This window comes from Microbacterium sp. ARD31 (assembly GCF_031844425.1).
Window position 1 is genome coordinate 18,204 of record NZ_JAUZVE010000045.1, and the last position, 13,147, is coordinate 31,350.

A 13,147-nucleotide genomic window follows, 5' to 3' on the forward strand; every position below is an offset into this window, starting at 1 on the left:
GGTCCGTACGGCTCAAGGGGGCACTGTGCTGCCTCAGTTTCGGGGCACGGTGGCGCACATGACCGAGTTCTACGACCACGACCATCGGGCCGAGGCGGCGTTCCTCGACTACATCGCTTCGCCAACGCCGGACAACGCCCACGCGACCGAGCTCGCCATCGCCCTCCTGCAACGCCGCTACGACGGACTCCTCCGACGGTTGGACAGCGACGCAGCCCCACCCCTGGCGCCCGCACACACCCACAACGCCTGGGACCTGCCGGAGGCCTGCCTCGAGGGCAGTCTGACGGACCTCGCGGAGGGGGCGTTGGGGAACCGGCCGGCCACCCTGGCCCACGGTTTCGAGGCCCTGCGCGCACTGGTCCACGACGTCGACGAGGCGAGGCGCTACGCACGACTGCTCTACCAGCAGGTGACGTTCGGGGTGATCGACTACGGCGCCATCGGAGTGCCGATGGACCCGGATGAGTGGCCGGCCTGGTTGACGTACTACGACGGCGAGGAGCCCGCGCGGCAGGACCCCTCGCCGATGTAAGGCCACGGCAGGGACGACGCAGAGTGAGGAGGAGCGCATGGATGCGCTCCTCCTCACTGGTTCTACGGGTGCATGAGGGCGATGCCCTCGGTCAGGCTGTCCCTGACCTTGATCTGCGTGTCTCGGCCGAGCACGATCAGCTTCTCGATCGAGGTCTTGGCGCTGTTGGCCAGGCGTCCGACCTCGTCGAACTGCTCGATGCTGGCGAGGGCGATGTTGAGCCGGGTCTCGATCTGGTCGAGGTCGATCTCGGAGCCGTCGTCGTGCCTGACCTTCAGCATCGCCACGTGCTCGCGGAGAAGCAGGTAGATCAGCTCGACGGTCTCGGCACGCTCGGTACTGACGACGTACGCGCAGGTGTCCACGCGGGCGAACGATCCACCCCCGGGCACCTCTTCGTCCTTCGGTACGAGCACCAGACCGCCAGCCGCGTCGCGGACGCGACACGCGTTGGCGATCTCTTCGCGATGGGCCTTGGCCGACAAGGGCCTTGTTCTCGACTTCGACTCGATTGCGAGTCGAACCTGCCGACCGTGGCCTGTGATAGCCGGCGACAGTGTTGCCACACCGTCACCAGTACGACGAGTTCCTCCTGCACCCGGCTGGCTCCCGGTGCGCTCGAAGAGGTCACCGGCAGCGGTAACGACCTCATTGCACAGAGCCATGGCCTCGTCTTCGTTGGCCGCACCGATCGCACGGCTGCTCTTGGCTCCGGCGGCCTTGGCCACCTGCGCAGCTTCAACGAGGCCCTTGAGCACGCCCAGCTGTTCGCTGAGCTCGCGTCGGGTGCCGCCCAGCTCTTGGAGAAGGTCCTGTCGAAGGGTGTGGACGGGCCCGGCTCTGTCGAGGCTGAGTGCGTCTCGAACGGACTCGGAGTGGCGCGCGAGCGCGGTGGTGATCTCCTGGACCCCGGCGTCCTGGACGGCTCGAGCCGCCTCCATGACGCTGGCCCGGACGTTTCCCGCCTGGCCGGCCAGTGCGGCTTCAACCTGGGCTGGCAGCTTGTCGAGGACGGCATCGGCCGCTCGGGCCACGGCCTCCTCACCGCCGCGGAGCCGGGTCAGCGTCTGGTCGAGGCTGGCCAGCGCGGCTCCGGACTTCTCGTCCACCCGCTCGGCGAACGCGTCGAGGGTACGGGTGAGGCTGCCGGTGTCGATGCCGGCGGTGCCGAGCGAGAGCGCGACCAGCCCGACGGGGATAGCCCGCCGGATCAGGTCGGCAGCGGCTTCGGGACCGTGTTCGGTCAGGTGAGACCGAACGAGGGCCGCCGCCTCGCCGTGGATCACGGAGAGGTCGTGGATGACGACGGCGTCGCCGTTCACGGCGACCGGCGCTGCTCCCTGAGGGATGTGTGCGACGGTCATCGGCCGCCTCCCAACCCAGCAGGGAGAGGCAGGTCAGCCGGAAGGCCGAGCCGTGCCTTGCGGCAGATCAGACAGTCCTCCGGCGGGGTCTCCGCCGTGTGCAGCAGAGCCGCTTCCCAGCACCAGAGCTCGTCCAGCACCGGATACGGGTCGTCCAGCCGATCGCTGAGGGCGCCCTCGACCTGCAGCTGCAGGTCACGCAGGGACGCCTCGTCGGGGCTGTGGTGCGCCGCCGCGGAGGCGGTGCGGTAGGTGAGCTGCACCCAGAGATCGAGAAGACGCTGGGTCTCCCGGTCACGCGGTGGAGCCGGGGTGGCAGCCAGCGCGAGTGCGGGCTGCGGCTGGTTCGTCGGTGTCACGTTGGACCCTCCAGCGGGTGTTGGCCGCAGCAGAAGGAGCCGGATGCCCCCGCCGTCTGCGGGGGCTCTCTTGTGTGGCCCGCCTGCACCGGTGGGCGCGGGTTGTCGCCTCGCAAGGGCATGACCCAGATCACATCAAGAAGTTCGTGCACCTGATTGCGATCCGATCAACACCGGGGACCTTCGGTGATCGCCGCACCAGCGGCGTACCACCGAACCGATCACACCAGGACTCAGATGACCTCCCCCAGCACCAACCCGACCACCCCGACCACCCCGACTAACGACGTGGCGATCGTCGTCCGCCTCCCACAGGACCTCCGTGAGGCCCTCAAGGCACGCGCCGCAGCCGAGGACAGGTCCGTGGCCTCGGTCATGCGCCTGGCGGCACGGCAGTACGTCGAGAGCGAGGTGACCCTGTGACCGCCCAGACGCTGCAGCCGGCGGTTACCGACGGCACTGCGGCCCCCGACGCGTCGTACGAGCTCTTGGGCCGCCTGCGCCTCGCGAGCCGACTCGACAGCCGGAGCACGCCTCCTGAGCTCGGCCCGGACGCACTGCACGGGATCTCCGGACGGATCGTCCAGGCCCTCGCCCCTCTCACCGAGGCGTCGCCCCCGGCGATGCTCCTGACCCTGCTCGTCTCCTTCGCCGCCATGGTGGGGCGCAGCGCCTACGTGAGCGTCGGGCACCAGAAGCACTACCCGATCCTCTTCGGCGTGGTGGTCGGATCATCAGCCCGGGCGCGGAAGGGCACGTCAGCCGCCGCGGTCCGGCCTGTCCTGGATGCCGCCGACGGGGACTTCATGGCCACGCGACACATGCGAGGTGGCATCCAGTCCGGAGAAGCCCTCATCCAGGCACTCGCGTCACTGGCCGAGGGTCCAGAGAACGACGGGGATCAGCGCCTCCTTCTGACCGAGGAGGAGTACGGGCGTCTGCTCACCGTCGCAGGACGTCAGGGCTCGATCATCTCCCCCATCCTGCGGTCGGCTTGGGACGGCGACGCGCTCAGCGCCCGGACGAGGGCGGCGACGCTCGTGGCGGAGCAGCCCCACCTGTCCGTGCTTGGCCATGTGACGATCAACGAGCTCAAGGCGGTCCTGAAGCCGGTAGACATCGCCAACGGGTACGCGAACCGATTCATCCACGTCCTGAGCCACCGTGGTGCGCTCCTTCCTGAGCCCGGGCGTCTGGCCCCGGCCGAGGTCGATGCGTTCGGGACGCAGCTGCGCGCTGCGGTCACCTTCGCTCGCAGTGCCGGCGAAGTCGCTCGCAGCGAAGCGTTCCGCCAGCGGTGGGACTCGTTGTACAACATCGTCGAGTCACAGCCGTCCGGCGGCGACGTCTACGACTCGCTCACCGTCCGAGCGAGCCCGCAGATGCTGCGCCTCGCCACGATCTACGCGCTGCTCGACCAGTCGGCGACGATGGAGCCGGTCCACCTCAGCGCCGCGGCGGCGCTGTGGGAGTACTCCGAGGCGTCGGTCGCCCACATCTGGGGAGCCACCCTTGGCAACCCCGACCTGGATCGCCTTTACTCCGCGGTGTCCGCGGCGGGCGCCCAGGGCCTCAACCGAACCCAGGTCAGCGAGGTCTTCTCCAAGAACAAGGCCAGGTACGAACTGGACGCGCTCGTCCTGAAGCTCGTCGACCTGGGCATGGCGACGGTGTCGTCCCGAGCGTCCGGAGGGAGGCCCAGCTCCATCCTGACGGCCGTGCGCTGACGAAGGAAACGAAGGAACGAAGGAGCCGGCGGGCTTCTTCGTTCTTTCGTTTCCTTCGTGGCCGGCGTCGCGTACTGACCATGAAGCGGCCGGCAAGTTGTCCTCCCGGAAGGAGCGCTCACAGGTAGCGGACATGGCCGCCCCCACCTATGCCCTCGCCCTGCAGTCGTACCTCGACGAGCTGACCCGAGCGCGCACCCTCACCCCGGACCAGCTCGTCGATGAGCTCGGGGCCACGACCGCGATGTGGGCAGCTGTGACCGTCTGCTCGTCCGCGACCTGACCTGACTGCCAAGTCCCCCGGGCCCGAGCATCAGGACTAGGTCGGTCGACCACGGGCGCTGCAGCGCGGTGCCGCGCGCGCACCGTGACGGTGAGCGTGCACCTCCCGGCACAGAACAGGAGTAGGCGTGGAGATCCAGCAGGCCGATACTGTCGCCGTCGCCCTGATGACCGCTGCCAGCGTGCATGACGACACCTGCGCCGTCCTGGCCACCCGAATGGCCTTCGCGCACGTGGACGACCGTGTGCTCGTCGCGTTCTGCCTGGTCGAGGCCTGCTGGTCGTGGGCGCCGCCAACCGCCTTGAGTGACCACCCCGTCCTCGGCCCGGCGCTCCTCTCACTACGAGCCAGCGACGCCCGGGCCGTTCGGTCCGCGTTGGTCTCCGCGATGAGCGGCAAGACCCCCGGCACCTACGCCGCGCTCCTCGTTCAACTCGCGTACGGGGCCGTGCACCTCGTCCCTGACATCAGCGAGCGGCTGCGGGCCCGGGGCCTCACCATCGCAGTCGACCCAGACGACGCGGCGACGAGGCTGGCAGGAAACGGAAGCTGAGCTTCTGACCCTCTACCTTGAAGGTCTTGCCCGGGGTGGAGGAGTCCCTACCCATCTCGGTGAGCCAGAACTCCTCCATCGATCCCATTGCGTCAGCCGACCTCGCCGGCACGGTGCACCGCACCTACCCGAGGAGGACCCCTTGACTCTGTACACCGCCCGCAAGGTCTACAACCCGCTCGCCACCAAGCTCGGCGCCGGCCGACCGATCAGCGGTCACCTGATCCGCTACTCCCTCGTCGGCGACGCCGGCGGCAGCGCCGGCCAGCGCGACTCCCACTTCAGCATCTACGGCGGCGACCCGGACATCGCTGCGATCAGCCAGTTCCCCGACGCTGCTTGGGACCCTGCCCAGCCCGACGTCGGAGCGACGCACGGCATCACGTGGATCACCATGGCCGACCTCCATCACGACGCGACCGGTCATGAGCCGATCGCCGCGGTCGTCTGCGTGGGCGACGTGGTGTTCCTCAACATCACGTTGTCATCGACGATCAAGCACATCGTCCGTCTCGACGGCAAGGACCTGAACGGCGTCACCGTGCTGGTCATGTCGCTGCTCAACCACTTCCCCACCCTCCGGGAGGTCTGCTGGGCCGACGACGTCACGCGCGCCGGTCGCGATCGCGCCGACTGGTCCACGATCACCAACAAGTGCAAGATCCGCGACGTCTCGATGGTCTTCGGCGGTCAGCGCTACGACCAGTCCATCCCCGGCGACGAGCTCGCCCTCGGTGCCCTCGGCCTCGTCGGCGGAAGCGACGACCCCAACCGTCGCCGACGCATGACGGGCAAGCGGCTCATGAAGTACAAGGCCGGTGGTGCGGCCCTTGCCGAACTTCAGATGCCGTACGGCTGGTGCCACAAGAAGGACAAGCACGGCCGCTCCGTCGAAGAGGGCAACCGCGGGCTCGTCCCGGAGGCCCAGCCCGAGATGGCACCGGTCATCGCGAGCCTCTACCAGGCCCACGCCGACGGCGAGACCTACCAGGACATCACCGCGCGCCTCGCGGCGTACGAGGCAGAGGGCCTGATCGTCCGCCGCGACCACACCGACCTCGACAACACCTTCGCCCGAGCACTGGACGACGACAACGCGTCCTACGGAGCCGCCAAGAGCTTCTTCTGCCGCAGCGACTCCAACCCGCGCGCCATCCCCAGCGACCTCGACATCTCGCGCTACCTGGAGGGCGAGGACCCCGCCGAGGTCTTCGATGCCGACGTCCGCTTCTTCCTCGCCAAGGTCGAGCTCATCAGGACCGGCCGGTACTTCCGGCGCCTCAACAACGACATCCGAGGCCGCAACATCGTCCTCGACGGCATCCCGGCAACTTACCGCGACGACCTCGACGAGTACGGGTACTTCGACGTCCTCTCCGCGTCATGGGGATGGCCCACGGACGAGGAGGGGAACGAGATCCCCCGCTTCGGAGTACCCGACCGCGTCTGCCGCCAGGTGGCCGCGCGACTCCTGCGTGAGCTCCGAGCTCCCAAGGCGCCCACCGGTGGACAGGCCCACCACACGCCGACTCGCCGCGCTCTTCAGTGCTTCCCGAACTGGGTCGTCCCGCCGGGCCACCTCGGGTCGAAGTACGACGACGAGCCCACGCAGTGGGGCGTGCAGGCCCGCGTGAACACCAGTGGGCGGGCCAACGCCATCCTGCTGTTCCGGCGTGAGTCGGCCGCTGCGGGCAGCCGTACCGGCCGCGGTTGGTCCTACTTCGGCGTGGGTGAGGGCCGCCCCGACCACACCGCCGCCACGTTCTCCCTGATCGAGCTCGAGGCCTCCGTCGCCTCCCGCCTCGACCACGGCGTGAGGAGCCTGCTGGACCCCACGACGATCGCCCAGCTCACAGAGGCGCAGCGACGCAGCGACGACGCCGACCCCACCACGACTTGGCGCCACCAGATCGCACTGAAGACAGCGGCTAGGACGCCTCTGGAGGACGAGATCAAGGGGCACCGCACGATGGCAGCCATCAGCGCAGCAGCAGGCGACGAGGACGAGGCCAAGGCCTACGCAGCCCAGGTCACCGAGGTGAAGACGAAGGTCGCCGCGTACGACGCTGAGATCGAACGGCTCAAGGCGAAGATCCGCAAGCACGAGTCCGGATCCGCCACTGTGCGACACGACCACACCGACGTCTCCGTCGCTGTCCACCTCGTAGCCGGACTCGAGTCCGCGGCACGAAACAACGGAGAAAGCCCCTCCAAGTTCGGCACCCTGTGCGACGAGACCTTCATCGAATGGCGCTTCCATGTCGACGGTGAGGACGTCCTGTGGTCCTGCACCGCGTTGCTCCCACTCGCGTCCGGCGCACACGCCCAGCTCCCCCTCGCCGGCCGGATCCGCAACGTCCGCACCCGCACCGGACGCAATCTCGCCAACACCGACACCGTCGTGCGCTACCTCTTCGAGGAAGGCCGCGAGTTGACCGCAACGGCAGACCTGCTGCAGGTGACCCGCGCGACGCTGCTGAAGAAGCGTGTCATGCCCTGGCTGGTGGCCAACGGCGTCACCTCACGCGGAGCCAAGTGCGCCCTCGTCGACCACCCGATCGCCGAGGTCCGCCAAGAGCTCCACCGATGGGTGACGCGGGCGGCAGACGACAACACCAAGTCGACCACCAGCGCCTACACGGAGCGGCTTCGTTCGACGTACACCGATCCGAACCTCAAGTGGGGCGACGCCGCGGTCCCGGACGACACCGCCTGGATCTCCGAAGCCCTGGCACTGCTCACCGTCGACACACCCACCCGCCGTCACGGCCTTCCGGTCCTCGACGTCGCACTCGCCCTGGGCAAGACCGACGACGAGGTCCGGGAGCTGGTGAAGCCGCAGCGGCGATCTGGAGGCTTCACACGGCCCGTCTACCTGACCTACGCCAACCAGGCCAAGACGCACGTCAAGGCGATCCCATGCCCGCACGACCGGTGCCGCGGACGTCGCCACGCCGACCACGTCACCCTCTTCCCCGAGGTCGCAGCAAGCGGCTACGGAGTCATCTGCTCGCACTGCCGTCGCACACCGGCAGAGGACGGTGCTTGGCCCACGACGCAGTACCCGACCACGTACCTCGGGCGCTGGACCAGCGCCGGCGGCGGCGGCGGGAGCCTCCGGGAGGCTCCGCGCACCATCCCAAGTCCCCGGTGAGGCCGGCCCCCCTTCTCGTGTGATGGCGAGGAGGGGGCTGGGAAGCGCAGCCTTGTGGCGCAAGAAAGCCCCTACGTGCCCGGCGTGAAGCACATCGACTGGCCGGTCGCCGACCCGGGCGGCCAGGACGAGGAGACCGTGCGCGACCACCATCGGCGACATCGACGGCCGCGTCCCCACGCTCCTCCTCGAGCTCTCCCGGACATCGAGCTGCCGCCCTCCGTCCTGGCCTGAGCCGAAGCGGGCCTAATCGAGCGTGAGCTGCGCGCGGTGGAAGTCGTAGTGCTGCGTCGCGTAGCGGTGGACCTGGTCGAGCGTCATCGTCTCCTGGAAGAACGGGTCCCAGTCGACCGGGAAGTGCATCCCACGGGCCATCGCCGCGTCGGACTCGGCGTCCAGGCGTCGATGAAGCCGGTCGATGGTGCGGTCGAACTGACGCGTCAACCGAGGACCGTGGAAGACCAGGGCGCCTCCGACAGCACCCGCGTAGTTGATGTGATGGAAAGGTCGTGTGCCCGCGTTCAAGGTGGCGGCGAAGGTGCGGCTGAACGGGTCCGGTAGCTGTCCGAGGAGTCGCACCAGCGGAAGCAGCCGACGGACGAGCAGGTACCCGAACGCCATGTGCCACAGCATCTGACCGTTCGTCCACCGGGTCCCGTTCGTGCGTCGGCGCAGGTCGTCTGCGGTGGCGCGAGAGACAAGTTGGTGCAGGTCGGTGCGCACCCGCTCCAGCTCGGCATGGATGCTCGCCCGGTCGACCGTCTCCTGCATCACCATGATGCAGTCTCCCGCGTGCGGGACTCTCCTGAGAACAGCAACCACGCACCGTTGCCGGCGAGGGGTGTCGACTCGGCACCCAGGTGGGACAGTGGAGGTCCGGAGACAAACCCAAGCCGTCTCCAGCTCAAGCCGATGAGGAGCTCTACGTGCAGGTCGAGCTGTTGTACTTCGACGGGTGCCCGAACTGGCAGGTCGCCGACCAGCGCCTCCAGGAGGCGCTCTCTCTGGCGGGCCGGGATGACGTCACCGTGCACCGGCGGTGCGTCGAGACCCCTGAGCAGGCCGGCGAGCTGGGTTTCATAGGCTCTCCCAGCATCCGCATCAACGGACGAGACCTGTTCATCACTGGCGGCGAACAGGTCGGACTGTCGTGCCGCATGTACCCCACGCCGGCTGGCCTGAGGGGCTCACCGGAGGTCGAGCAGCTCGTGGAGGCGTTGTCGTGAGGAAGGGTCTCCTCGTCGTGGTCGGGGCGTACGTCGCGGTAGCCGGGGGCACTCGCGTTGCGGAAGCTCTCGGAGCGAGGTGTTGCGGATGTCCGGAAGACTGCTGGTGCCGCCGTCCCGGCCTGAGCCTGTTCCGGTGGGTGTTCCCGTGGCGTCACAAGCTGGCGGAGCCTGAAACCCAAGGCGAGGTCGAGCACGCCGCCGCTGGCGGCATGCGGTAGATCAAGCGCTGCCTGGGGTCCTGCGAACCGGTCAGACGGGTCGGGGCGCGTACATGATGACGGCGACCCCGACCAGGCACACGAGCGCTCCGACAATGTCGTAGCGGTCGGGCCGGAACCCGTCCATGACCATGCCCCACGCCAGGGAACCCGCGACGAACACGCCGCCGTACGCGGCGAGGATGCGGCCGAAGTTCGCGTCGGGCTGGAGCGTGGCGACGAACCCGTACAGGCCGAGTGCGATGACGCCGGCGCCGACCCACAGCCAGCCGCGGTGTTCGCGAACGCCCTGCCACACGAGCCAGGCGCCGCCGATTTCGGCGACGGCTGCGAGGGCGAACAGGAGCAGGGACTTCGCGACGGTCATGCGTGCAGTCTCCCAACCAGTGTGCGGCCGCGTGGCGACGGCCGCGCTGTGGTCGAGTCTGGAGCTCTGGTTCGAGCTAGTGGTCAGGCGTCGTCGGTGGTGCGCGTGGGTCCGAGCTCGACGAGCTCAGGGCCGCTGGCGGTTGGGTCGGTTGGCGCGCAAGACATGCGTCGCACGCGTGCACGGCGGGTGAGCACGGCGGCGACAGTGAGCAGGCCGACGACGAAGGCGAACACGACACCGGCGAACACGAGCGTGACCGCTGTGGCGGCGAAGCCGGCCACACCGAGGACCCCGACAATGGGAGCTGCGCAGCACACGGCACAGGCGGCTGCTGCGGCGCCGACGAGGTGATGGTTGCCGGGCCGGACGCCCGTGGCGCCGCTGTCGGCGTCGGGGGCCTCGGTCATCGGTGCGTCCTCGAGCACGCCCGGCTGCCCGTCGCGGGTGCGTGCGCGCTGTCGGGGTGGAGGGTGATGGCCTCGAACGGGATCGGGCAGCACTGCGATGACGCGCAGGCCAGGAGGTCGTCGCAGCCGGCGTCGAGTGCGGCGGTGAGATTGTCGCGGATGGCGTTGAGGTCGGCGATGCGTTCCTCGACTTCGACGAGCTTGGTGCGGGCGCGTTGCTGGAGTCCGGCGTCGATGCGCCTTCCGTGGCGGTGCCGGCCGAGCTCGAGCAGCTCGGCGACCTCGTCGAGGGTGAATCCGAGGCGTTGGGCGGCCTTGATGACCCTGAGCACGGTGACGGTCTCGGGTGGGTAGAGCCGGTGTCCTCCCGGGCTGCGGTCGGGGCCGGCGAGGAGGCCGCGGCGCTCGTAGTAGCGCAGCGTCTCGATGTTGAGGCCGGCGGCGGCCGCGACTTGACCGCGACGCATCCCTGCCGTGTCGGCGACCCCTCCCCCGGGCGTCTGGGCCTCCGGGGCGCTCATGATGCTGCGGCCAGCACGGCGCGGGCGCGGTCGAGGAGTCCTGTGAGGACGTTGGCGCGTGCGGGCGGCACCTCGATGTCCAGGCTCACGTGGCCGGGTTGGGGCTCGCTGACGGTGAAGGTGAAGAACGAGCAGCAGGCGGTCTCCGCTTCGGAGAGCCGGCGGGCGCGGTGCGCGAGCTCGTTGTTGCCGGTCAACACCAGGTGCGCGTACGTGTCGCTGGGCTGGTCGATCGAGCGCAGCGACGTGGTGAACAGGTCGTCGAACTCCGCGACGCGTAGCGGCCGATCGGCGGTTGGGAGGGTGCATGCCTCGACGTCGGCCCATGCCAACCCGGTACCGGGGGCGTCGCCGCTGGTGCTCTGGTCCATGGGCCCACGGTAAGCCTGTACCCGGGTACAGGATGCAAGCCCTTGGTTGAGGGTCGTTCAGCGTGTGCCGGTTCGCTGCCGAAGTGGGGCCTTTCGACCCCACGAGCGGGACCCATCCGGCACAGGCGCGAGAGGCCCCACGCCTGATGAAGTAGGGGTGAGATGACAAGGCCGCGAGTGAGGTGAGTGCGATGTGGGGCGACTACGACAGGATGCACGACGGGTACGGCTTCGGGTGGTTTGCGCTGATCGTGTTGCTCGTGGTGCTCGTCGGCCTTGCAGTCACGCTGCTCGTGGTGATGCTGCGCAGTCCCGGACGCGTTCTTGGCCGCGGTGGGCCTGACCTGTCCCCCGCGCCTGCCGGTTCATCGGAGGCGGCTCTCATCCTGCGGCGCCGGTTCGCAGCTGGAGAAATCGACGAGGATGAGTTCCGGCGTCGCCTGGCTGCCTTGTCCGAACCCCTCTAGTAGGTCAGGCCGCCGTCGTTGCGTAGGTGCCACGCTTCGGTGTCCCCCACGACGCACCTTGTGGTCGACCCCGCTCGGGATCGAAGGCCAGGTTGTTGATGCCCCAGCACGTGCCTCCTCCGACCGAGTCGCCGATGTCGAAGCGCCACGTCTTCGAGATGCCTTGCGGGACCGTCACGGGAGTAGGGGACGGCAAGGTGCGCGGCAGGCGCAGTGGGTCGCGTCAGAACAGCTAGGGCAGCAGGGTGCTCCAGTAGTCCCAGAACCGCTCGAGGATGAGCGCGAGGACCGTCAGGTAGGCGACGGTGAGGACGACCGCATGGTTGCCCACCAAGACGGCGGCGGCCCGGCTGTCGCGGGCGCGGGTCCCGAAGACGCCGCGGCGCAGGTTCGCCAACGTCACGTACCAGAACGTCGGCAGGACCACCGCCCACACGACCATGCAGTACGGGCACAGGGCGCCGATGCGGTACAGCGACTGGAAGATCAGCCACCCGACGAACACCGCACCGGCGATGGCGCCAGCCTGTAGTCCGAGCCAGTACCAGCGCCGCAACCGCGCGCCGGCGAGCAGCACGGCACCCGTCGCGGCCAGGACCGGGAACCCGGCCAGCCCCAGGAGCGGGTTCGGGAACCCGAACACCTCGGCCTGGTCGGTGCGCATGATGGACCCGCAGTTCAGGACCGGGTTGATGCTGCACGTCGGCACGTACGCCGCGTCGGTGAGGAGCTCGATCTTCTCCACGGTCAGCACGAACGCCGCCAGTGCCCCGGCCAGCCCGCCGAGGAGGAGCAGCCACGGCAGCAGACGACCGAACGGTTCACCGCCGTCGGCCTCAGCGTGGGGCGTCGTGCGCCGGTCGCGGTCGGACTTCCGAAGCGGGGTGTCAGCCTGCGAGGGCAGCGTCGAGCGCATCGGTGAGGTCCTCGTAGGTGCGGGGCTGGAGCTGCGCGCCGTCGACGAAGAACGTCGGCGTGCCCTGGACGCCGAGCGCCTGACCATCGGCCACGTCCTTCGCGACCCGTTCGGCGGTGGCCGGGTCGTTGTAGTCGGCCTTCCACTGGTCCATGTCGAGGCCGAGGTCCTCGGCGAAGCCGGTGAACACGTCGTCGGCGGGGACCTGCTGCTCTCCCCACTGCGTCTGGGTCTCGTACATGCGGTGGTACATGTCCTCGAACTTGCCCTGCTGGGCGGCTGCCTCGACGGCGCGGGCGGCGCGTTCGCCGTTGAAGTGGCCGGGCATCGGGAAGTACCGGGCGACGAACGTGACCCGGCCGGCGTACTCCTCGCGCAGCTGCTCGACCGCGGGGTAGGCGGCCCGGCAGCCTTCGCACTCGAAGTCGAGGAACTCCACGAACGTCACGTCGGAGTCGCCTTCCTCGCCGAGGACGTGGGAGTCGGCCCGGACCAGCTGGGACTCACCCGTCGCGGCGGGCGTCGTCTTGGGTTCGTCGTCCGTGATGGCGCCGAGGCTCAGCACTCCGAGCAGGACGAGGACGAAGGCGCCGATGATGGCGACGGACCGTTTGGCTTGGGTGCTCATGTTCGCTTTCGGGTCGAGTGGTCGAACGGCTGGCGAGGCGGGTGT

The 13,147-nt window shown here is 69.0% G+C and carries 19 protein-coding genes; 9 read left to right on the forward strand and 10 right to left on the reverse strand.

The genetic code is table 11. The annotated features are described in order from the left end of the window. Positions 1-58 precede the first annotated feature (58 nt). Positions 59-535, forward strand: coding sequence for a hypothetical protein (locus tag Q9S36_RS42170; protein ID WP_311290742.1), 477 nt, complete (start codon positions 59-61; stop codon positions 533-535). Between the two features lie 62 nt (positions 536-597). Here the strand turns inward: Q9S36_RS42170 and Q9S36_RS42175 are convergent, their stop codons facing one another. Further along, a complete protein-coding gene (locus tag Q9S36_RS42175; RefSeq protein WP_311290743.1) occupies positions 598-1,857 on the reverse strand; it encodes a hypothetical protein in 1,260 nt (419 codons plus the stop codon). A gap of 38 nt (positions 1,858-1,895) precedes the next feature. Next, complete coding sequence (locus Q9S36_RS42180) at positions 1,896-2,258, reverse strand: hypothetical protein (RefSeq protein ID WP_311290744.1); 363 nt, start codon at positions 2,256-2,258, stop codon at positions 1,896-1,898. 237 nt (positions 2,259-2,495) lie between these two features. Between Q9S36_RS42180 and Q9S36_RS42185 the strand changes: the two genes are divergently transcribed. The 6 genes from Q9S36_RS42185 (at position 2,496) to Q9S36_RS42210 (ending at position 8,209) form a co-directional block, all read left to right on the forward strand. Continuing rightward, on the forward strand, positions 2,496-2,681 hold the full coding sequence (locus Q9S36_RS42185; protein ID WP_311290745.1) for a ribbon-helix-helix domain-containing protein: 186 nt from the start codon (positions 2,496-2,498) through the stop codon (positions 2,679-2,681). After that, on the forward strand, positions 2,678-3,985 hold the full coding sequence (locus tag Q9S36_RS42190; protein ID WP_311290746.1) for a DUF3987 domain-containing protein: 1,308 nt from the start codon (positions 2,678-2,680) through the stop codon (positions 3,983-3,985). Before Q9S36_RS42185 ends, Q9S36_RS42190 begins: the two co-directional genes overlap by 4 nt. A gap of 133 nt (positions 3,986-4,118) precedes the next feature. Beyond that, positions 4,119-4,268 (forward strand): hypothetical protein, encoded by a 150-nt coding sequence (locus tag Q9S36_RS42195; protein ID WP_165807085.1) that lies wholly within the window; start codon positions 4,119-4,121, stop codon positions 4,266-4,268. Positions 4,269-4,395: 127 nt separating this feature from the next. Further along, positions 4,396-4,821, forward strand: a complete 426-nt coding sequence (locus Q9S36_RS42200; protein ID WP_108343944.1) for a hypothetical protein — start codon at positions 4,396-4,398, stop codon at positions 4,819-4,821. Between the two features lie 142 nt (positions 4,822-4,963). Next, positions 4,964-7,975: a hypothetical protein gene (locus tag Q9S36_RS42205; RefSeq protein WP_311290747.1), complete on the forward strand. Its 3,012-nt coding sequence runs from the start codon at positions 4,964-4,966 to the stop codon at positions 7,973-7,975. A gap of 84 nt (positions 7,976-8,059) precedes the next feature. After that, entirely contained in the window at positions 8,060-8,209 is a 150-nt protein-coding gene (locus Q9S36_RS42210) for a hypothetical protein (protein WP_311290748.1), read from the forward strand. A gap of 12 nt (positions 8,210-8,221) precedes the next feature. Here the strand turns inward: Q9S36_RS42210 and Q9S36_RS42215 are convergent, their stop codons facing one another. Continuing rightward, entirely contained in the window at positions 8,222-8,752 is a 531-nt protein-coding gene (locus Q9S36_RS42215) for a DinB family protein (RefSeq protein WP_311290749.1), read from the reverse strand. 149 nt (positions 8,753-8,901) lie between these two features. Between Q9S36_RS42215 and Q9S36_RS42220 the strand changes: the two genes are divergently transcribed. Beyond that, positions 8,902-9,201, forward strand: a complete 300-nt coding sequence (locus Q9S36_RS42220; RefSeq protein ID WP_311290750.1) for a thioredoxin family protein — start codon at positions 8,902-8,904, stop codon at positions 9,199-9,201. A gap of 252 nt (positions 9,202-9,453) precedes the next feature. On the opposite strand, the gene Q9S36_RS42225 is transcribed toward Q9S36_RS42220, so the two are convergent. The 4 genes from Q9S36_RS42225 to Q9S36_RS42240 all read right to left on the reverse strand — a co-directional run bounded on the left by Q9S36_RS42225 (position 9,454) and on the right by Q9S36_RS42240 (position 11,091). Next, positions 9,454-9,789 carry a YnfA family protein gene (locus Q9S36_RS42225; RefSeq protein ID WP_211732883.1) on the reverse strand — a complete coding sequence of 112 codons (336 nt, stop codon included), beginning with the start codon at positions 9,787-9,789 and terminating at the stop codon, positions 9,454-9,456. A gap of 83 nt (positions 9,790-9,872) precedes the next feature. Further along, positions 9,873-10,199, reverse strand: coding sequence for a hypothetical protein (locus tag Q9S36_RS42230; protein WP_311290752.1), 327 nt, complete (start codon positions 10,197-10,199; stop codon positions 9,873-9,875). Beyond that, positions 10,196-10,720: a MerR family transcriptional regulator gene (locus Q9S36_RS42235; protein WP_311290753.1), complete on the reverse strand. Its 525-nt coding sequence runs from the start codon at positions 10,718-10,720 to the stop codon at positions 10,196-10,198. The genes Q9S36_RS42230 and Q9S36_RS42235 overlap by 4 nt, the downstream gene beginning before the upstream one ends. Next, the gene (locus Q9S36_RS42240) at positions 10,717-11,091 is read right to left on the reverse strand and encodes a hypothetical protein (RefSeq protein ID WP_311290754.1); all 375 of its coding nucleotides are present in this window, start codon (positions 11,089-11,091) and stop codon (positions 10,717-10,719) included. The genes Q9S36_RS42235 and Q9S36_RS42240 overlap by 4 nt, the downstream gene beginning before the upstream one ends. 191 nt (positions 11,092-11,282) lie before the next feature. On the opposite strand from Q9S36_RS42240, the gene Q9S36_RS42245 reads away from it, so the two are divergent. Next, positions 11,283-11,558, forward strand: a complete 276-nt coding sequence (locus Q9S36_RS42245) for an SHOCT domain-containing protein (protein WP_311290755.1) — start codon at positions 11,283-11,285, stop codon at positions 11,556-11,558. Positions 11,559-11,562: 4 nt separating this feature from the next. Here the strand turns inward: Q9S36_RS42245 and Q9S36_RS42250 are convergent, their stop codons facing one another. The 3 genes from Q9S36_RS42250 to Q9S36_RS42260 are packed head-to-tail and all read right to left on the reverse strand — an operon-like array spanning position 11,563 to position 13,102. Continuing rightward, positions 11,563-11,736 carry a hypothetical protein gene (locus Q9S36_RS42250; protein ID WP_311290756.1) on the reverse strand — a complete coding sequence of 58 codons (174 nt, stop codon included), beginning with the start codon at positions 11,734-11,736 and terminating at the stop codon, positions 11,563-11,565. A 54-nt stretch (positions 11,737-11,790) separates the two neighbouring features. After that, positions 11,791-12,474 (reverse strand): vitamin K epoxide reductase family protein, encoded by a 684-nt coding sequence (locus Q9S36_RS42255; protein ID WP_311290757.1) that lies wholly within the window; start codon positions 12,472-12,474, stop codon positions 11,791-11,793. Beyond that, positions 12,446-13,102, reverse strand: coding sequence for a thioredoxin domain-containing protein (locus tag Q9S36_RS42260; protein WP_311290758.1), 657 nt, complete (start codon positions 13,100-13,102; stop codon positions 12,446-12,448). The genes Q9S36_RS42255 and Q9S36_RS42260 overlap by 29 nt, the downstream gene beginning before the upstream one ends. Between the last annotated feature and the right edge of the window lie 45 nt (positions 13,103-13,147).